Below are 19646 nucleotides of genomic sequence, written 5' to 3' on the forward strand. Positions count from 1 at the left end.
GCTGGCTGCCTAATAAAAATTTTTATTCAGTTTACAAGTAATTAATATTCAATTCCAGCTTTTTGGGTACACACCAGTTGCGGCTGTTTTTTAATGAATTAATCAGCTAATTTGCCAACGACCTTTAGCTTGCCCAAAACGCTTTCTCCATGTGGTGAGTGGACGATAGCAGCCGTAGCATCAGTGCCTGCCGCAACGCCATGGTGCTTGCCGCCTTGCCATGCTGACACTTCAGTTACGTCATAGACCGTGCCCTTAACGGCGACATAGGCCGGCTGACCATTTTGACCGTTAAAGTTTTTCAGTTCTTCAAGCGTGAATGTCTTTTCCATCATGATTCCTCCTTAACGAGAAAACGATTGTAACTTGATAACTGAATTATATAAGAATCAATCTAAAAAAGCCAACCAACTGCCTGATAAAAACTACTCAATCTTAGCGAAGTGTCGGATTGGCTGCCAGGCGGCTTTTAAGATGACCCAGGCTAACAAGCCGCCGACAATGGCACTGATCGCAAAGCTAGGAACGAACAAGAAAAGTGATCCCTTGGCACCCATTAAGGCAGCTGCAATCGGATAGGCGGTTAGTGCGCCAATCAGTCCCGTACCGATCAATTCTCCAATCGCTGCCAGCCAAATTTTGCCAAAGCGCTTGAACAGCCAACCACTGAGCCAGGCGCCAAAGATACTGCCAGGATAGGCCAAAATGGTGCCGGTTCCCAAAAGATTACGAACGGTTGAGGTCAATAGTGCCTGCACGACTGCCCATTCCGGCCCTAAGACAACGCCAGATACGATATTGATCAGACTTTGTGTGGGTGCACATTTGGCAAAACCGATTGGAAACGAGAAGATGCTGCCGCCACAAACCGCTAATGCAGATAAAATAGCCGTCAAAACCAATTTATAAGTACGCTTTTTCATGAATTCCTCCTAAAGAACTTTAGCATCATCAACCAATAAAAAAACTCCTTCCCGGAATCGAGAAAGAGTGCCTAATTCATTATCAAAAGCGCGTATTTATGCTTATGCCAAAATTAAGCTGTCTCCCTCCGCTAGTACTAACTAGATCAGGTTATGTGGGTATTTCTCAGCCAAATCAATGGCACCCCAGACAGAGTTGTTTTATTTCAATATCCATTAAAGCACCAATCTAATAGCTTTAACAGAGGAATAATAAAATTATCTGAAAATAAGGATTGCCTTTTGTAAATAATCTGGTATTATCTAGTTAATTACTTGAGTAACTAACTAAGACGACAATCGCAATTGAAACATCTGTTGTATTTGGGATTTTTGAAACGGAGAAATTGGGGAAGATTATGCAGAAAATAAAAAATTGGATAAAAAATCATCGCAAGACGACGATTGTAATCGCAATTATGCTAATCCTAGCAATCATTTGGGGGATTGCAGATAAGATTAAGCAAAATAAAGCAGCTAGTGAGTCGCATTATGTTGTAGCCAAGGTTGCTAAATCCACGCCATTGACGCTGACTGGAACCGTTGTGTCACAACAGCAGCAGGTCTTAAGTCTGCCAACGGGAAAAGTGCAGTCAATCGGAGTTGCCGACGGCCAGAAGGTTAAAGAAGGTGATCCGTTGGTGACTACCTACAGTGAAAGTACCAATGAAGAGCTGATTGATGCCAAGCAGACCCTGGCTAAGGCGCAGCGCAATGTGTCCGCACAGCAGAACAATGTCAGTGCCGCGCAAAAAGATGCTGCGACTCAAAGCGAGGACGGGACGGCTTCTGGATCAGCCAGCAGTGTTGCTCAGGCCCAAGCCAGTTTAGCCGATGCACAAGCTGACGTCACGGCTGCGCAAAACAAGGTTAATACACTGAGTCAAAAGGTTACTCAGACGCTGACGGCACCATTTGATGGCACGGTTACGGTTGATGATTCCAAGCAGAATGCACCGATAATCACGATCTACTCCAATGATCTTAAGCTTAAAACCAAGGTATCGGAATATAACTACGGCAAACTCAAGGTTGGTCAGTCGATTCACGTCCGGGCATTAGCAACCGGCAAGCAGGCAGACACGACGATCAGCTATTTGGCAACCGTACCAACGACCAATAAGCAAAGCAATGACTCTAACTATGAGGTTAATGCCGATCTGAGCAGCGACGACTTTATGGATGGGCAGACGGTCAAGGCTTCCGTAGCTCAAGATCAACTGCGAATTCCAAAATCCAGCGTCAAAAACGGCAAAGTCTATGTCGTTGAAGATGGCAAGGCCAAGGTAGTCAAGGTTTCTGGCAAGCGGGTCAATGGGTATTTTGAGGTCAAAAAAGGCGTCAAAGCCGGCACAAGCATCGTCACGAACCCGGATGCCAAGCTGCATAACGGTACCAAGGTGAGCGATCATGACAATGATTAGATTGGAACACATCAATAAATACTATGGCCAGGGCGCAACCAGATTTCACGTCCTGCATGATATTAATCTAAAAGTTGCTGCAGGCGAGCTTTTGGCCATCATTGGCGAATCAGGTTCTGGCAAGTCGACTTTGATCAATATCATTGGTTTTTTGGATGATGATTTTGAAGGAAACTATTTTTATAATGATGAACCAATTCATGACTATACGCGGGCTGACTTTGCCAAACTGCGCAATCGACACGTAGGATTCGTCTTTCAAAACTTCAAACTGATTCGTGATATCAGCATTGCTGAAAACGTGATCTTGCCACTGCTCTATGCGGGCGTGAGTCGTAAGCAGGCCAAAAAGACGGCGGCCCGGGTTTTAAGTCGGGTTGGTCTGGCTGGCTATGATGATAAGCTGCCAACCGAGCTTTCCGGCGGTCAGCAGCAGCGGGTCTCAATTGCTCGTGCGATTATTGCCAACCCGGACTTTTTAATTGCCGATGAGCCAACCGGGGCCTTGGATACCAAGACCAGTCAAGAAATTATGGATCTGTTTAAGCAACTCAATCAAACTCAGCATACGACCATCATCATGGTGACGCATGATCCACGAGTTGCTGAGCAGTGTGAGCGCATCGTCAAGATCATTGATGGCAAGATTGTCGATGATCGAAAGGTGGGAGTAGATTGAAAAATACCGAGCTTTTGCGCAGTGCCTTACAATCGCTGCGAGCCAATCCCAAGCGCAGTTTTTTAACAACGATTGGGATTACGATCGGGATTGCCGCCGTAATTACGATTCTGGCATTGGGAAACGGGGTAAAAAAAAGAATCAGTGATGAGTTCAATACAACCAAAAACGGTGAGCAGTCGACTTACCTCTACTTTACGCCCAGTGATGCCCAATCTACGACGGCAGGCTTTAATGAAGCGGATCTGAACCTGATTCAAGAACGTTTTGGCGCTAAGGTAAAAAAAGCGGCAATCTCTCATGAAACCAATAACGTTTCCGTTTCGCCAATCGTCGGTAATCAGCGACTAGATAGTACAAAGATTTCTTTAATCAAGCAGCCAACCAAAAAAATCACAATTATGGCCGGTCACAACTTGACGACCAGTGATTTATTGAATGCCGAGCCGGTAATTTTGATGAAAGAATCACTGGCCAAAAAGCAGTATCATACGGTTCAAAACGCAATTGGAACCTCAGTGACTATTGGTGAAATCAATTATCGCGTTGTGGGCGTCTATCAATCACAAAACAATCAATACGGTGACAATAAGTATGGTGCGGATCTAATTGGCAATGCCAGATTGTTTTATTCTGGTACTACGGCGACGACTGGCAATGGTATTAAGCTGACGTTTTATCAAGGCGTCAATGCTAGCCAAACTACGAAAAAAATCAAGAAATACATGGTCAAAAAGGGAACCAGTGCTCATGACGGTACTTACATGGCCTATGATGCCGGGGCCGAACTAGCCAAGGTCAACAATATGATTACCGGCTTGACGGCCTTTATCAGTGCAATTGCGGGGATCTCACTGTTTATCGCTGGGATTGGGGTCATGAACATGATGTACATTTCGGTTTCTGAACGAACGCAAGAAATCGGAATTCGCCTAGCCGTAGGTGCCTCGCCTAAAAATGTAATGGCTCAGTTTCTTTTGGAGGCAATCGTCTTAACGGTTGGCGGCGGCCTGCTGGGCTTTGCAATTGGCTGGCTGCTGGCGGGCGTGATCAGCAATTTCATGCCTTACCACATTCATGCCGTCGTGACCTTGAATTCGTTCCTGTTGGCATTTGGGGTCTCAGCTTCAGTCGGCATCATCTTTGGGATTTTGCCAGCCAAACAGGCGGCCAATAAGAATCTGATCGAGATTTTGCGCTGATTGCTTGAATATAATAAAAACGGATGTCACGCTTAGCGTAGCACCCGTTTTTATTTAATTTTCCTGTCGATGATAGTTGCCCAGCAGTCTTAATGAAGTCGTATACTGTTTTAACTCGTCTAAAGCCGTGGCAATGTGCTGATCAGCCAGGTTGCCGTCTAAATCCACGTAAAAATAATATTCCCAAGGATTGCCCGGCAATGGGCGTGATTCAATGCGTACCATGTTGATTTGATGTTCTTTAATGATGCGCATGACTTCATAGAGTGTACCAACCTCGTTTTTCAACGTAAAGATCAATGAAATGCGATCAGCGTCTGGTAGAATCTCAGGTTCGCGGCCAAAGATGATAAAACGGGTATGGTTGGACTTGTCATTTTCGATGCTGGGAGCTAAAACGTCCAAAGCGTACAGTTCAGCAGCTTCTGTTGAGGCAATCGCCCCAACGGCTGGATCTTGTTTTTCAGCAGCCATCTTAGCCGCCAGAGCCGTGTTGAGACATGCTTTGCCTTGAATGTGATGAGCCGCCAGAAACTTACTGGTCTGCAGCAGGCCCTGGGGATGCGAATAGGCTTCTTTGATGTCTGCAAGCTTGGCTCCTTTGATGCCCAGCAGGTTTTGGGCAATATAGATGGATTGCTCGCCAACAATGAAGAAATGATACTTGTTGATCAGATCATAGTTATCGTTGATGGCTCCGGTTGAAGAGTTTTCCATCGGAACGACGCCATAGTCGATCTCGCCTTTTTTGAGCGCGACAAAGACATCTTCAAACTTGGGGTAGTTATGGCTGTCGACCTTTCCAAACCATTGATGCATTGCCTGAGAAGAAAATGATCCCGGTACGCCTTGATAGCCAACGGTAACGCCGGTTCGCTGTGGTTGTGCAATCATATTGATTCCTCCATCATCGAAAATTTCTTATAATCTTAGCTGATTGAATTGATCATGACAACCGTTTATCGATAACATGCTAAAATAGACGAGTCATCAAAAGGAGAAGGATTTATGCAAATCATTATTGCCCCCGCACGGAATATGAAGTCGGATCCAGATTCACTGCCAATTCAGGGACTGCCACAATTTTTGCCGCAGACCAAACAGATTTTAGCCCACATGCGCAGCCTCAGCTACGATCAGCTTCACCATCTTTGGTGGGATTGCAGTGAAAAAATTGCCATTCCCAACTATCAATGGGTGCAGGCGATGGATCTTTATCATCAGCTAACACCGGCTCTGCTGGCATTTACTGGGCTGCAGTATCAACGGATGGCACCAGGCGTTTTTGATGAGCAGTCATTGGAATACGTTCAGGATCATTTGCGAATCTTGTCTGGTTTTTATGGTCTGTTAAAGCCATTCGATGGGATTGTACCTTATCGGTTGGGAATGGGGGATCGTGCTCAAGTTGAAGGTACTAAGAATCTGTATGAATTTTGGGGCAGTTGCTTGGCTGATGAGCTCTACAGTCAAGATAAGCTGGTTTTAAATCTGGCATCTCAAGAATATGCCAAGGTAATTGTTCCTTACGTCAAAGGTAATCGCCAATTTGTCAGCTGTACGTTCGTTAAGGCTGAGAATGGCCGTTTCAAAACGCAGGCTACCCGGGCCAAAATTGCTCGTGGCAACATGGTGCGTTATTTGGCTGAGCATCAGGCTAATGATCTGACAGTCGTCAAAGATTTTAATCTGGGGTACCATTTTGATGAACAGGCCTCGACTCCTGACAAGCTGATATTTGTAGAAGACTAGAGAGTGAGAAAGAGAATTGAGAATGGAAGAATCGAGTGACAGTCGGGCACTAGCAATTGCCACGGCTGTTATGGGTGTAATTGCTGGAGCCAGTTCCAGCTTGTTGAGCATTGTCTTGGATGCAACGGAAAAAATCTTTTTTAACTTTACTGAAACCAACGCGATTCCGGTTGCTTTTTCTGCCACGCCGTTGAATCGACTGTTGGCACCACTGATTGGGGCTTTGATCGTTTCCGTTGTCTGGTACTTTATGCAGCTGCATTATCGACCGGTTAAGTTAGGCAAGGCCGTTGACGGTGAAAAACTACCAATGGGGGCCACGATTATGCACGTTACGGCACAGGTATTTTATGTCGGTACCGGGGGCTCGATTGGCCGTGAATTGGCCCCACGGGAAGCCGGTGCTATGTGGGCTCAGTCATGGATTGAGCTGGGTGATCGAATCGGTTGGCTTAAATTGGCCCCAGAAGATCGACGGCTCTTGGTCGCGGCTGCAGCCGGCGCTGGGTTTGCGGGCGTTTATATTGCACCAATTACGGGCGCGATGTTTTGCCTGGAGATTCTGTATAAAAGAATTGATAAAAAAGCCGCAATTGTCAGTCTGAGCATGGCGGCAATTGCAACGATGGTTGGCGCAGTCGTTAAGGGCTGGCAGCCATATTATCTGGTAGCTTCAAAGCAGTTTTCGATTCGTTTGATCCTATTTGTCATTGTCGTAGCGCCAATCATGGGTTATCTGGGCACTTGGTATAAGCGGTTTATCAGTCGGGCCAGTGCACTGCGCATCAAGGATCGGCGTATTTTTATCACAATGCCGCTGGCAGGTGCCTTAACTGGGGCCGTCGCCTGCTTCTTTCCAGAAATCATGGGTAATGGTCGCGGTGTGGCACAAATGGCAATCAATGTAAATAGTGTTTCAGCTTCGGCGATCGGTCTGTTGGCATTCGGCTTTTTTGCTAAGGGACTGGTGACTTTGGCAACGATTAGCGGCGGTGGCTATGGTGGTACTCTGACGCCATCAATTGCGATGGGATCGACTTTAGGCGTCTTGTTGGGGATGCTTTTTATCCAGGTGCTGCCAGGTGAGCCATTGATGCAGTTTGCGGTTTTGGGGGCAGCGTTTTTCCTGGCAGCTACGCAACAAGCCCCGCTGATGGCGATGTTTATGCTGTTTGAGGTTTGCCACTTGAACTTTTCGGCCCTATTGCCACTAGGACTGGGTGTTGCCTTAAGCATGGCCGTCTCCAAGTGGATGCAGGCATAGGAGGAATTCATGAAAATACATGCAATTGACGCGCCAATGGGACCATTGATTATGCTGATCGCGGCAGTCTTTTTGATTGTCTCGGCAATCACTGATCATCAATGGCTGTATTGGCTGGCGGCCTTACTGGTCTTGATCTGTTTGGGAATGTATTTGAATGCTTCACTAAATGGCAAGTATCAGATTATTGATGAGACGATTTGGAATCTACACCTCAAGCCGACTGCGCAAGTATTGGATCTGGGCTGTGGGCAAGGAGCAGCCTTGATTAGAATTGCGCAGCACTTAGAAGTACCGGGACGCGTGATTGGCATTGATCTATGGAAAAAATCCGATCAGTCCAATAATTCGCTCAAGCGGGCCCAAGCCAACCTGCAAGCGGCTGAGCTGGCTAACTTAGCCGAGGTGCAGACAGCCGATATGATCAATTTGCCATTTGATGATCATCAGTTTGACTGTGTATTTGCCAGTCTGTCGATCCATAACGTCAAGCCGGCAATTAATCGAGCGCGGGCCATTCAAGAGGCTGCCCGCGTTTTAAAGGCCGATGGAACGCTTGCTATTATCGACATTGAACATGTTGATGAGTATCAAAAGGTCTTGGAAAACCTGGGCTTTCATAACGTTATGGTAAAAAAATGCGGTGTTAGGGGCTGGTGGGGTGGCCCGTGGCTGAGTACCAAAGTCTTATTAGCCAAACGTTTTTAGTTATGACTGGCTGGAAGTCTCGCAGTCATCAATCGGATAATTTTTATGGTTCTTTGTCAAATCGTATTGGTGAAGATCTATTCCCTACTTCAAAAATGAAGTGGGGATTTTTTATTTAGACAAGCGTTTTATTTTTTAATGATGGTTGTGCTTTACTTAAGAAACGCTTATCCTTGTCCAGTACACCTAGGATTAGGGAGGAAAAGATTTGAGAAAAAGAACCAAGGGCATTTTGCTGGCCACGACTGGCGCATCCTTTTGGGGTACGTCTGGCGTTGCTGTGCAGTATCTGTTTGGCGAGACGACGGTCAGTGAATTTTGGCTGGTCGGGTTACGGCTCTTAGGCGCTGGCACACTGCTGCTGATCTTAGCCAGGGTTACTGGAAGATCATCGACCAAGGCATTGTTTAGCAATCGTCATGATGTGCTGCAGCTGATTTTATTTGCTTTTTTTGGCATGGGAATGTCGCAATTGACCTACTTTGCGGCCGTCAAATATAGCAATGCCCCAACGGCAACCGTAATTCAATATTTGGCACCAGTCTTTATCATCAGCTATACGGCTATCGTTCAAAAAATGCTGCCTCGGCGGATTGACATGATTTCAATTATCGTTGCGTTAATCGGCACGTTTTTATTGGTAACCAACGGCCAGCTTAATCATTTAGCCCTGTCACCGCAAGCATGCTTTTGGGCGCTTTTGGCAGCCTTGGCTAATGCAATCAGTACCATGGCACCTGGTAAGCTGTTTGATCGCTATGGCACCTTGAACGTTACGGCCTGGTCAATGCTGATCTGTGGGATTTTCTTTATTCCGTTGTATTTTGTAATGCCAATGCCGATTCTAAAACCAATTGATGTGGCTCTGATCGGCTGGATCATCATTGGTGGCACGCTTTTGGCCTATACCCTGTATCTGGCCAGCGTGCAGTACGTTGATCCAAGTACGACCGGAATGCTGGGCGCCTTTGAACCGTTGGTAGCAACGATTCTGGCTGTGGCACTCCTACACACGTATTTTGGGCCAGTCAACGTTTTGGCAAGTCTGTTGATCATCTTGGCAACCTTTATGCAGATGATTCCCGTCGAGATTTTCTCGCGCCAGCAGTCGGCTCACTAAAAAAGCTCATGGAAATCCATGAGCTTTTTATATTGAAGATTTATTGTGCATCCTTATTTAAACCGTGCCGACATAAGTAGACAACGGCTGCTAAAATCAAAACGCCGGCCCCAACGATTACCGAGATGCGGGTATCAGGGTTAATGAACATAAAGACGACAATCATGATCAACATGACAAAGGCAAAGTAGTTGGAAAATGGGTAAAGCGGCAACTTAAACGGATGATCTTTCATCAGTTCCGGATTATGCTGTCTAAATCTCAATTCGGCCAGTAGGATCACAAACCATGGGATCATTCCGGGCAAAACCGAAGAGCTGAAGACAACCACAAACAGATCGGCAGTTGATTTGCTAAAGAACTCAGCTAAGATGTCCAAGACGAACCCAATCAAGATCCCGCCTGAAATCCCCAAAATGGCCGCATCAGGCACTACGCGTTTCGAAAGGCGACCAAACAGCCGGGGAGCATTACCTTCATGAGCCAGTCTGAACAACATTCGACTTGAACTGTAAATGCCGGAATTAGCTCCAGACAAGGCAGCCGTCAGCACCACGAAATTAATGATCGACGCTGCGGCAGTAATGCCGACTTTAGCAAACGTCTCAACAAATGGTGAACCAACGCTATCCAATTGATTCCACGGGTAGATCGTCACGATAACGAAGATGGCGCCAACATAGAAGATTAAAATTCTAAACAGTACCGATTTGACCGACTTGACTACGGCTTTTTGCGGGTTGGCAACCTCACCAGCCGAAATTCCCAGCAGTTCGATTCCTTCATAGGAGCCAACGATGATCGACATTGAGAACATAAAGCCCTTGAAACCACCGGTGAAAAAGCCGCCATGGGTCCAAAGATTGCTAAAGCCAATTGGGTGCCCGCCATTGCCAAAGCCCAGCAAGATTACCAAAAAGCCTAGAATTATCATTAAAATAATCGTTACGACCTTGATCATGGCAAACCAAAATTCCAAGGTACCATATGCCTTGGCACTGGCTAGGTTGGCAAGCGCTAAAAGGATGATGATGATCAGACCGGCAGCCCATGTTTGAGTATGCGGCCACCAGTACTTGAGATATTCGGTTGAGGCAATGACTTCTGACATCCCGACTACGATATATTCAAAAACGTTGGCCCATTCTGCCATGTAGCCGGCCATGGGATGAACGTAATGGGTGGCATAATCGGCAAACGATCCCGTGCTGGGGTTGACATAAATCATCTCGCCCAAAGCTCGCATTACGATATACAAAATCAAGCCGACAAAGGCATAGGCCAAGAGCACGGAAGGCCCAGTCCATTTAATGGTTGATTTTGATCCCATAAACAGACCAACGCCAATCGCGCCGCCTAAAGAGATCATCTCCATTTGTCCCGCTGTCATTGTCCGCTTTAGTTTTGGCGCGACGTGGTTTTTCTCACTCATGCTGTTTCCTCCAAAAATAAAAAGCGATTCAAGAATAATGAACCGCTTATCACTATTATTAGGTTTGATAAAGACGTTTCTTTAGTCAGTCATAATCAGACAATCGGATCGATATTTAATTATTTATTGAACGGACTATATCAAACCCCTAAAAATAAACTAGTTTTCATTATACCGATTCTGGCCAGGATTTCCATGCAAAATTAGAAAGTCCTCAGAGTTGACGACTTAAAAGACAGTCTGTTTCAAAATTAGCAATAAACAGCTTATAATGATCAACAAAAGCAATGAAATGGGGAAACAAAATGGTAGACTCAACGCATTTTTTTGAAAAGTTTCAACCAACTCACTACGACATCTATTTGGATATTGATCGATCAGCCAAGCACTTTGCTGGTGTAACGACAATCAAGGGTAATGCCAGTGCAGCTGAGATTGCTCTGCACCAAAAGTTCTTGAATGTGACCAGCGTCCAGGCAGATGGTCAAGCCGTGCCATTTAGCTTTAGTGATCGGCAAGAAGCCATCAACATTAAGCTGCCGCATCCTGGCAATGTTGAGCTTAAAGTCGCCTATGATGCCAAATTAACCGATACGATGATGGGAATCTATCCATCGTATTACATGCTTGATGGTCAAAAGCATCAGCTGATTGGCACTCAGTTTGAAACCACGGCGGCACGCCAAGCCTTTCCTGGAATCGATGAGCCAGAGGCCAAGGCAACTTTTTCTTTAGCCATCAAATATGATGAGCATCCTGGTGAAACCATCATTGCTAATATGCCAGAAGATCACGTTGAAAATGGCGTGCACTATTTCAAAGAAACCGTCAAAATGTCGACCTATCTGGTGGCGTTTGCCTTTGGCGAATTGCAGAGCAAGTTTGCTAAAACCAAGAGTGGCGTTGAGATTGGCGTGTTTTCAACCAAAGCGCACCAGCCAAAAGAACTTGATTTTTCACTGGACATTGCCACGCGGGCGATTGAGTTTTATGAGGACTTCTATCAGACGCCTTATCCATTGCCGCAGTCATATCAATTGGCGCTGCCTGATTTTTCAGCCGGGGCAATGGAAAACTGGGGCCTGGTCACCTATCGTGAGGCCTATCTGCTTTTGGATCCCGACAACACGACTTTGAATCAAAAACGCGTAATTGCTACGGTTATTACGCATGAGCTGGCTCACCAGTGGTTTGGTGATCTGGTAACGATGAAGTGGTGGGACGATCTCTGGCTTAACGAATCATTTGCCAACATGATGGAATATGTGGCTGTGGATGCCCTGGAGCCGGAATGGAAAATCTGGGAAATGTTCCAGACATCAGAGGTACCAATGGCGCTGCAAAGAGATGCTACAGATGGTGTACAGTCGGTTCACGTAGCAGTTGACGATCCTGCTGAAATCGATACGCTGTTTGATGGTGCCATCGTTTATGCCAAGGGGGCGCGGATGCTGGTGATGGTGCGGGCACTGCTGGGCGATGAAGCGATGCGCAAGGGATTGAAGAACTACTTTGCCGCCCATCAATATGGCAATGCCACGGGAGCTGATCTTTGGCAGGCATTGGGCGAAGCATCGGGAATGAACGTTGGCCAGATTATGGAATCATGGTTGGAGCATCCTGGCTATCCAGTCGTTACGGTCAAGGTTGAAAATGGCCACTTGATGCTTGAACAGAATCAGTTCTTTATTGGCGATGGTCAGGATAAGGGCCGGTTGTGGCAGATTCCTTTAAATGCTAACTACGATCAGGCACCAGCCATCTTTAGCGAACAAAGCCTGGATTTGGGCGACTACCAGCAGTTGCGGGCCCAAAACGGCAAGCCATTTCGGGTTAACGTTGGGGATAATTCACACGTTATCGTTAAATATGATGAAACACTGTTAAATGATATCTTGGATCATCTCGATGAACTGGGGGCAATCGATCAGCTGCAGCTGCTGCAGGATCTGCGGTTACTGGCTGAAGGTCGCCAGCTTTCCTATGCACAGATCGTTCCATTACTGAACCGCTTTAAGGACAGTCAATCCGGTATCGTCAATGAAATGCTCTATCACGTGGCCAACAGTCTGAAAAACTTTGTCCAGCCGGATACTGTTGAGCAAAAACATCTGCAGCAATTGTTTGACCAACTCAGTGCCAAGCAGGCTGAGCGTTTGGGGTGGATTTCTAAAACCGTTGAGAGCAACGATGATCAGCTGACGCGGCCGATTGTCTTGAGTGCAGCTTTGTATGCTCAAAACCAAGCCGCCGTTCAAGCTGCTCATGAGCTGTTTGAAAAGCATCACGACCAATTGGCAACCTTGCCAGCTGACGTTCGTGGGCTGGTCTTGGCCAGTGAGGTTAAAAACTACGGCAGCCAGTCACTGTTTGACCGGCTGTTGCAGAGCTATCGCGATACGGCGGATGCTGGCTTCAAACAGGATCTCTGTGCTGCCTTGACCAAGACTGAAGATCCCAAGCTGATCGCACAGCTGATTGAGTGCTTTGAAGATGCTGATACCATCAAGCCACAGGATCTGCGAGCTTGGTTTAGAGGCGTACTGGCTAATGATCATGGTCAGCAGGCAGCTTGGGACTGGATTCAACATGAATGGCCATGGTTGGAAAAGACCGTTGGCGGCGATATGGAATTCCCAACCTACATTACCGTGATTTCCCGTATCTTTAAGTCTTCAAAGCGGTTGGCCGAGTTCAAGCGTTTCTTTGAGCCTAAGGAGAACGACCCAATGCTCAAGCGCGAAATTCAAATGGATGAAAAGGTAATTGCCAGTCGCGTAGAGTTGGTTGAAAGCGAGCAGGCCGCGGTCAATGCCGCAATTGCTGAGGCGATTGTCGAATAACGAAACATAAACTAAAAACTGGTAATGGCGGATGTCATTACCAGTTTTTGAGTAGAAACAAAGCCTTTTCATAAGCGATCTGAAAGTGCGTTTTAAGGTTGATGGGTTAGACAAACTTTGTACTGAATCGTAGGCAATGATTATTTCGTCATGTGTTTTATACAAAATTCACTGCATAATAGCCGTAATTAAAATATTAATGGTGAGCCCTAAGCTGCTTTAGATTACAGCAGCGTCATAACAGTGGCTGCAATCAGTCCCACAGCCCTTCAAAGCGGGTATTGCCTTTGGAAGCCGCGGTGAAGGCATCGACCGGCTCGCCATTGCCATTAAAGAAATGAAACGTCAATCCATTTTGTCCATCATAGTCGATCAGCGTGGTCTTGCCTGAAAAAAACCAGCTGTCTTGATCATCGATATGATAGTTGATCTGATCGATAATAACCTGCAAAACCGGCTGCTTGGGTTGGTCTTCTCGTTGATAGGACTGCTTTGGACCATAGTTGACGTGTCCATTGCGGCCGCCAGTTGAGGTAAAGAAGCGCACGCCGTTGCCGGGCTGGAGATTCAGCTGCTTGATCAGCCATTGTTGAGCGGCTTTTGAAATTTTTAACTGCATTAAATCACCTGCTTTTGTTTGATTGAACAAGATCGTTTCAGACATTTGATCAAAATTTATTCGATTCGCTGATTGGTGTGTTTAAAATCCAAGCTTAACCGATGATCTCAGCATATCTAGAATTGAATCGTTATGCAAATAATCAGTGCCTTAAGAAAGCCTTGAATTCAGCAGCATCGAAACGCTGACTTGGCATATAATTGGCTGGCCCTCAAAAAGTGAGTCAAACTAGCGGCTAAAAAACGTCAGGGAGATTTTTGGATTTTGCTGCTAATCAGGCAGAATTTTGCGTTAAGATAGAAAAGACAGTGTCAAGAAAGAATTATTAATAAGGATTGATATTTAAAATGAATAGACATAGCTGGAAGAAATGCCTGCAGAACCTGGTTTTGGTACTGCTCAGCCTTAATCTCAGCCTGCTTGGCCTTTCTTCAATGGTTTTGGCTGATGGCGAGGCAACTGAAGAATCAACGGTTGTCGCGCAAGACAGCTTATCAGACAGCAACGGCCACCAATCGGGACAAAACGTGGGTACGAGCCAAGATGTCGATGCCAAGGCTGCGATTGCCATGGATGCTAAGACTGGGCAGATTCTGTACCAAAAAAACGCGCGAAAACGTTATCCGGTTGCTTCCACCATTAAGATTCTCACACTGGCCGTCATTGAAAAAGATATTCAGGCTCATAAGCTAAGCTGGGATCAAAAGGTAACGATCTCGCATCCAGTGGCGGTCATGGCCAATGACTGGCGCTTTTCCAACGTTCCTCTGAATGAAGGTGAAAGCTATACGATTAAGTCATTGGTTGATTCAATGATGCTGGTTTCGGCTGATGGCAGTGCCGAAGCGCTAGCCTTAGCTGACGCCGGCAGCGTGGCTAAGTTCAATACAAAGATGCAGCAGGTTGCCAAAGAAGCTGGTGTGACCGATGCCAAGATCTACAACATGATTGGCCTGGAGAATGGTGATTTGGGGACGCTGCGCTTGAAAAATGTCTCCAAGCACGCAGAAAATCAAATTTCAGCTGTCGATCTGGCTAAGATTGCCAGCTGGCTGTTGAACCATTATCCCGATGTCGTCAACATTACCAAAACAGCGCAAGAAGACTTTCCAGTCAGTGCCTCACAGACATATCACATGCAAAATATCAATCTGATGATCAAGGGGGCCGCATTGGATCGAGCGGATGGTGAAATCGATGGGTTAAAGACTGGGATGACCGATTCTGCCGGCAACTGCTTTGTCAGCACCGGAACGTTTAACAATCGTCGCCTGGTAACGGTAGTCTTAAACGTTCCTGGCGACTTCAACAATCAGTTCCAACAGACCAACAACCTCTATAATCGCGTGCTGGGCCGCTTTACACCACAAACGATCAAAAAAGGCACGCTGATCAAGGTCGGTCAAAAGAAAGCCCGCGTAGCTAAAACAACGACGCTGTGGCTGCCTAAAGACACTAAGCTTAGCAAAAAGACGGTTAAGATAAAGGGAACGCTGAAAGAAAGTACGCTAACGCCCAACGATATGCCACAGGTTGCCCTGAAGCTAAAGTAAAAGTAAAAACGCTGATTCAGACTGCTCAAAGCCTGAATCAGCGTTTTCATTGAATCGGTAAAACCGATTCTAAGCTGAACCTATTTATTTAAGATTTTGCTGGTTGATTTGGCCAGCTTTTCGATCGTGTTTTCACCATTTTGCATTGAAGAATTGTCATCAGTATAGACGGCAGTCGTATAGCTGTCGCTGGCGCCATTGTTACCTGGAATATAGCCGATGCTGTTGATGATCCAGCCATCATCCCTATCCAGCCAGCCGTTTTTAAGGTAGAAGTTGGTGCTGCCGGCTGAAATGCCCCACTGTTGGTCGCTTTCAACGTTTCGCATCAGATTGCGCACGTATGACTGCTGAGTGGTACTCAAGAGGTTGGATGAGTAGAAAATGGCGTTGAGCAGTTTAAGCTGGTCGCTGGGAGTAGTGGTTGAAAGTCCCCATTCTTCATGTGCTGTAGAGTCAGTCATTCCCAGTTTGTCAAAAGTTTCCTGCAGGCCGCTTTTTTCGCCCAGCTCAACAAACAAGGCTGAAGCAGCGGTATTGCTGCTGTTTTCAATCATGGCCTGGGCATTAGCCTGCTCGCTGCTGTTCAGTGTACCCTGTTTCATCAAGAGGCCAACTAAAATTGAGACCTTGACCGTGCTGGCCATGCGGTATGAATGATTAGCAGCATTGGATGCCATGTAGGTCTTTTTGGTTTGATTCGAGTAGACGGCAATGGCCACGTGCCCGTCCGCCTGCTGCAGAGTTGGTTTCCAGGCTTCTTGAAGCTGGGTGTTGCTGTCAGTCGATGAGGAACCATTAGAGACGACCTTTTGGACGATTTTTAAGGGCGAGGATAGTTTAACGCTGGCGTTGCGAGAGCGGTTCAGACCAGGAATCAGCAAACCAGCCGTACATCCTAAGGCAAGGAATATTAAGATGATCGTCAGCCATTTAAAAAGACGGCGCCTTCGATTGGGTTTAAACTGAGTTTTTCGTGCTGGTCGCTGGTTCATTACAATTTCCTTCCATGATTTTTTTATTTAAAATATAAAAACTTTTGTAAAGACTGAAATAGTTTAACACCTCAAATTGAAGAATTCATGAATTTTGAAGTGGTTCTGCCATGATTATAGGCAAAAGCTTTGTCACAGATTTTGAATTACCCTAAAGTAGATATCATGACCAACATTGTTAGCTTAAGGAGTGCTTTATGACGTGGATGGATAATCAGCTGCGAGCTGACTTACAAAATGGCTTTATTGACAGCAGTCTGCCGGCTGGCTCACTTGGACCAGAAATTCTAACCAATCGACAAGGCAATACGATCTTTAGTGAAATAAAAAATGAACTACGCACCTGCACGAGTTTTAAGATGGCAGTTGCCTTTATTACACCGGCTGTTTTAGTGCCAATCAAGTCGATCATGATGGACCTGGCGCAAAAAGGCATTGGCGGCGAGCTTTTGACAGGAACCTATCTGCAGTTCAATGCTCCCAAGGTCTTTGCCGAATTGATGAAGATTCCCAATTTGACGGTACGCCTGACGAAAGAGACTGGCTTTCACCAAAAAGGCTACTGGTTTGACCATCAAGACTATGAGACTTTGATTATCGGCAGTGCCAACCTGACGATGGACGCGCTCTTAAAAAATGCCGAATGGTGCCTTAAAGTCAATTCTAAGCATCAAGGAGCCGTTGTGCAGCAGTTTGCAGCAGACTTTGGCGATCAATGGCAAGCGGCAGTTCAATTGACTGCGGGATGGCTGACTGCATATCGAAAAGACTGGCAGGCACCGGTCTTAAGACCAGCATTGCAAACGACGCGATCTGCTCTGATTACGCCTAACGCTATGCAAAAAGCAGCCTGTGAACGAATCGAAACGCTGCGCCAGGCTGGTGAAAAGCGGGCTTTGGTGATATCGGCAACTGGGACGGGGAAAACGTACCTAGCCGCGTTTGCCGTTCAAAGTGCCAAGCCCAACCGCGTGCTGGTGGTTGCTCATCGCGAGCAGCTGCTTTTAAAGGCGCGGGCCAGCTTTCAAAAGATCATTGGCGGTCAGGATCAAGACTATGGTTTTTTTACCAGTCAACAAAAGCCCGGCACCGCGCGATACGTGTTTGCTACGGTACAGACGCTGGCAAGGCACTTGGATCAGATTGGACCTGCTGATTTTGATTATGTGATTATTGACGAGGTTCATCATGCCGGCGCGGCCAGCTATCAAAAGATCATCAACTGGCTGCAGCCGCGCTTTTTGCTGGGACTGACGGCTACTCCGGATCGAACCGATGATTTCAACGTCTATGCCTTGTTTAACTACCAGTTGGCCTACGAGATTCGGCTTCAAGAGGCGTTAAGCGAACGAATGCTGTGTCCATTCCAATTTGTCGGTGTCAGTGACTATGTCTGGCAAGGACGGACCGTTAGCGAAAAAACGCCACTTAAACACTTGCTTCAGCCTGAACGAGTGGATTGGATAATTAAAGTGGCTGAGTATTATGGGCATGACGGGGATGTCTTGCATGGCTTGATTTTTTGCTCGCGAACCAAGGAGGCCCAGGAACTGGCCGCGCTTTTGACGCAAAGAGGGTATCCAGCACAGGCTTTGACGGGACAGGATTCGGCAGCCAGAAGAGAGCAGGCGGTTGCCAGACTGCAGGCCGGTGAGCTGGTGTATCTGATAACGGTTGATGTCTTTAATGAAGGGATTGATATTCCCTGCGTCAATCAAGTGCTCATGCTGCGTGATACGCAGTCGGCAATCGTTTTTCTGCAGCAGTTGGGACGCGGACTGCGTAAGGCACCAGGTAAGCAGTTTTTGACGGTGATTGATTTTATCGGCAACTATCAGCACAACTATTTGATTCCCCAGGCATTGACTGATGACCATTCTCATCAGCGCAGTCGGGCAATTCAGACGCTGAGTACCGAACCAACTTTGGGAATTTCAACGATCTCGTTTACCCGTCTGGCCTATGAGCGCATCTTGACTTCAGTTGAAAAAGCCCAGCTGACTGGGATGAGCCTGCTCAAAAGCGAGTTTAACCAGCTTAAACAGCGGCTGGGAAGAGCACCTTTAATGGCTGATTTTCAAAGAGCAGGAATCCTTGACGAAAGCATCTTTGCTGAAAAGTTTAAGATTTATCCGCGCTTCCTTCAAAAAATGGGAGAAACAGTCAGGCTCAAGCCCCAAACTGAATCGGTTTTACAGTTTCTGACTGAGGAATTGGCCAATGGCAAGCGCCAGCATGAACTGATTTTATTGGCTGCCCTAACCAAACAGTCAACGATTACGGTCGCTGATTTTAGCGAGCAGCTGCGTCAGAACGGCTGTTGGGTTGATGACGCGACTCTAGCATCGGTCAAACGAGTCTTGACGCTGGAGTATTATCTGACTAAAGGCAAGATTGGCAGCCGGATTCGCTATGGCAATCAGCCTTTGATTATCGTAACTGGTCAGCAGATCCAGCTGCATCCCCAGATTCAAAGATACCTGGCGGACGCTGAGTTCAGGCTGTTTTGGAATGATGCTATTGAAACCGGCCGACTACAGGCCTCAAAATATGACCAAAAAAAGCCGCTGACGCTCAACCAGCGCTATACTCGCATGGATGCCGTTAAGCTTTTGAACAATGCACACTACATGGTGCCGAATGGAATCGGCGGCTATTATTTTATGGGCGAGACGGGAATTCTATTTGTGACCTACCATCACCCACACGCACGAGCCGCGGTTGACTTTAACAATCAGTTTCGCAGCCGGACGCAGCTTTCCTTTTATTCCAAGACTAATCGCACGCTGGCCAGCCGCGATGCCGAAAAGCTGTTGAATCCCAGCGCCAGTCTGCATCTGTTCGTTAAAAACTCGGACGAACAGGATCAATCGCAGTTCGTCTATCTTGGTCCTTGCCAGGTTATGCCAGGATCTGCGCATGAGTTTTTACAAAAAGGTACCAATAAGCCGATTTTTGGCGTGGAGCTGCTGCTGAAGCATCCTGTTGATCAATCGCTTTATCTGACTTGGCAAAATGAAGGATTGGTTCATCAGTTCAATCAAGCGGATTCATAAAAAAGCGCCCTCGCAAGCTTGAGAAGGCGCGATGATA

16 protein-coding genes and 1 riboswitch are annotated in these 19646 nt (G+C 46.6%); of the genes, 10 read left to right on the forward strand and 6 right to left on the reverse strand.

Annotation, left to right across the window (positions count from 1 at the left end; all coding sequences use genetic code 11):
• Window positions 1-98 precede the first annotated feature (98 nt).
• The gene (locus HF864_RS05410; protein ID WP_169462031.1) at window positions 99-335 is read right to left on the reverse strand and encodes a cytochrome b5 domain-containing protein; all 237 of its coding nucleotides are present in this window, start codon (window positions 333-335) and stop codon (window positions 99-101) included.
• A gap of 90 nt (window positions 336-425) precedes the next feature.
• Entirely contained in the window at window positions 426-923 is a 498-nt protein-coding gene (gene thiW, locus HF864_RS05415; RefSeq protein WP_169462032.1) for an energy coupling factor transporter S component ThiW, read from the reverse strand.
• 106 nt (window positions 924-1029) lie between these two features.
• Window positions 1030-1122, reverse strand: a riboswitch (TPP riboswitch).
• Between the two features lie 199 nt (window positions 1123-1321).
• Here thiW and HF864_RS05420 point away from each other — a divergent pair.
• Genes HF864_RS05420 through HF864_RS05430 form a run of 3 tightly spaced genes read left to right on the forward strand, consistent with a single transcriptional unit; the run spans window position 1322 to window position 4267 of the window.
• Complete coding sequence (locus HF864_RS05420) at window positions 1322-2386, forward strand: HlyD family efflux transporter periplasmic adaptor subunit (RefSeq protein WP_169462033.1); 1065 nt, start codon at window positions 1322-1324, stop codon at window positions 2384-2386.
• Window positions 2379-3065 (forward strand): ABC transporter ATP-binding protein, encoded by a 687-nt coding sequence (locus HF864_RS05425; protein ID WP_169462097.1) that lies wholly within the window; start codon window positions 2379-2381, stop codon window positions 3063-3065. The genes HF864_RS05420 and HF864_RS05425 overlap by 8 nt, the downstream gene beginning before the upstream one ends.
• The gene (locus HF864_RS05430; RefSeq protein WP_169462034.1) at window positions 3062-4267 is read left to right on the forward strand and encodes an ABC transporter permease; all 1206 of its coding nucleotides are present in this window, start codon (window positions 3062-3064) and stop codon (window positions 4265-4267) included. The genes HF864_RS05425 and HF864_RS05430 overlap by 4 nt, the downstream gene beginning before the upstream one ends.
• A gap of 54 nt (window positions 4268-4321) precedes the next feature.
• Here HF864_RS05430 and HF864_RS05435 read toward each other — a convergent pair whose 3' ends face one another.
• Window positions 4322-5161: a prephenate dehydratase gene (locus HF864_RS05435; protein WP_169462035.1), complete on the reverse strand. Its 840-nt coding sequence runs from the start codon at window positions 5159-5161 to the stop codon at window positions 4322-4324.
• 114 nt (window positions 5162-5275) lie between these two features.
• Between HF864_RS05435 and yaaA the strand changes: the two genes are divergently transcribed.
• The 4 genes from yaaA (at window position 5276) to HF864_RS05455 (ending at window position 9111) form a co-directional block, all read left to right on the forward strand.
• Window positions 5276-6019: a peroxide stress protein YaaA gene (yaaA, locus tag HF864_RS05440; protein WP_169462036.1), complete on the forward strand. Its 744-nt coding sequence runs from the start codon at window positions 5276-5278 to the stop codon at window positions 6017-6019.
• A gap of 22 nt (window positions 6020-6041) precedes the next feature.
• Window positions 6042-7283 (forward strand): chloride channel protein, encoded by a 1242-nt coding sequence (locus tag HF864_RS05445; protein ID WP_169462037.1) that lies wholly within the window; start codon window positions 6042-6044, stop codon window positions 7281-7283.
• Window positions 7284-7292: 9 nt separating this feature from the next.
• Complete coding sequence (locus HF864_RS05450; RefSeq protein WP_169462038.1) at window positions 7293-7991, forward strand: class I SAM-dependent methyltransferase; 699 nt, start codon at window positions 7293-7295, stop codon at window positions 7989-7991.
• Window positions 7992-8199: 208 nt separating this feature from the next.
• Complete coding sequence (locus HF864_RS05455) at window positions 8200-9111, forward strand: EamA family transporter (RefSeq protein ID WP_169462039.1); 912 nt, start codon at window positions 8200-8202, stop codon at window positions 9109-9111.
• Between the two features lie 40 nt (window positions 9112-9151).
• On the opposite strand, the gene HF864_RS05460 is transcribed toward HF864_RS05455, so the two are convergent.
• A complete protein-coding gene (locus tag HF864_RS05460) occupies window positions 9152-10543 on the reverse strand; it encodes an amino acid permease (protein ID WP_169462040.1) in 1392 nt (463 codons plus the stop codon).
• A 305-nt stretch (window positions 10544-10848) separates the two neighbouring features.
• Here HF864_RS05460 and HF864_RS05465 point away from each other — a divergent pair, with 305 nt between their 5' ends.
• Window positions 10849-13386, forward strand: coding sequence for a M1 family metallopeptidase (locus HF864_RS05465; RefSeq protein WP_169462041.1), 2538 nt, complete (start codon window positions 10849-10851; stop codon window positions 13384-13386).
• A 253-nt stretch (window positions 13387-13639) separates the two neighbouring features.
• On the opposite strand, the gene HF864_RS05470 is transcribed toward HF864_RS05465, so the two are convergent.
• Window positions 13640-14005 carry a Fe-S cluster assembly protein HesB gene (locus HF864_RS05470; protein ID WP_169462042.1) on the reverse strand — a complete coding sequence of 122 codons (366 nt, stop codon included), beginning with the start codon at window positions 14003-14005 and terminating at the stop codon, window positions 13640-13642.
• 347 nt (window positions 14006-14352) lie between these two features.
• Here HF864_RS05470 and HF864_RS05475 point away from each other — a divergent pair, with 347 nt between their 5' ends.
• A complete protein-coding gene (locus tag HF864_RS05475; RefSeq protein WP_240936882.1) occupies window positions 14353-15558 on the forward strand; it encodes a serine hydrolase in 1206 nt (401 codons plus the stop codon).
• Window positions 15559-15638: 80 nt separating this feature from the next.
• Here HF864_RS05475 and HF864_RS05480 read toward each other — a convergent pair whose 3' ends face one another.
• The gene (locus HF864_RS05480; protein WP_240936883.1) at window positions 15639-16553 is read right to left on the reverse strand and encodes a serine hydrolase; all 915 of its coding nucleotides are present in this window, start codon (window positions 16551-16553) and stop codon (window positions 15639-15641) included.
• A gap of 197 nt (window positions 16554-16750) precedes the next feature.
• Here HF864_RS05480 and HF864_RS05485 point away from each other — a divergent pair, with 197 nt between their 5' ends.
• The gene (locus HF864_RS05485; RefSeq protein WP_169462043.1) at window positions 16751-19609 is read left to right on the forward strand and encodes a DEAD/DEAH box helicase; all 2859 of its coding nucleotides are present in this window, start codon (window positions 16751-16753) and stop codon (window positions 19607-19609) included.
• Window positions 19610-19646 lie beyond the last annotated feature (37 nt).

It is taken from the genome of Lactobacillus sp. MRS-253-APC-2B, from assembly GCF_012843675.1.
Taxonomy (GTDB): domain Bacteria; phylum Bacillota; class Bacilli; order Lactobacillales; family Lactobacillaceae; genus Limosilactobacillus; species Limosilactobacillus pulli.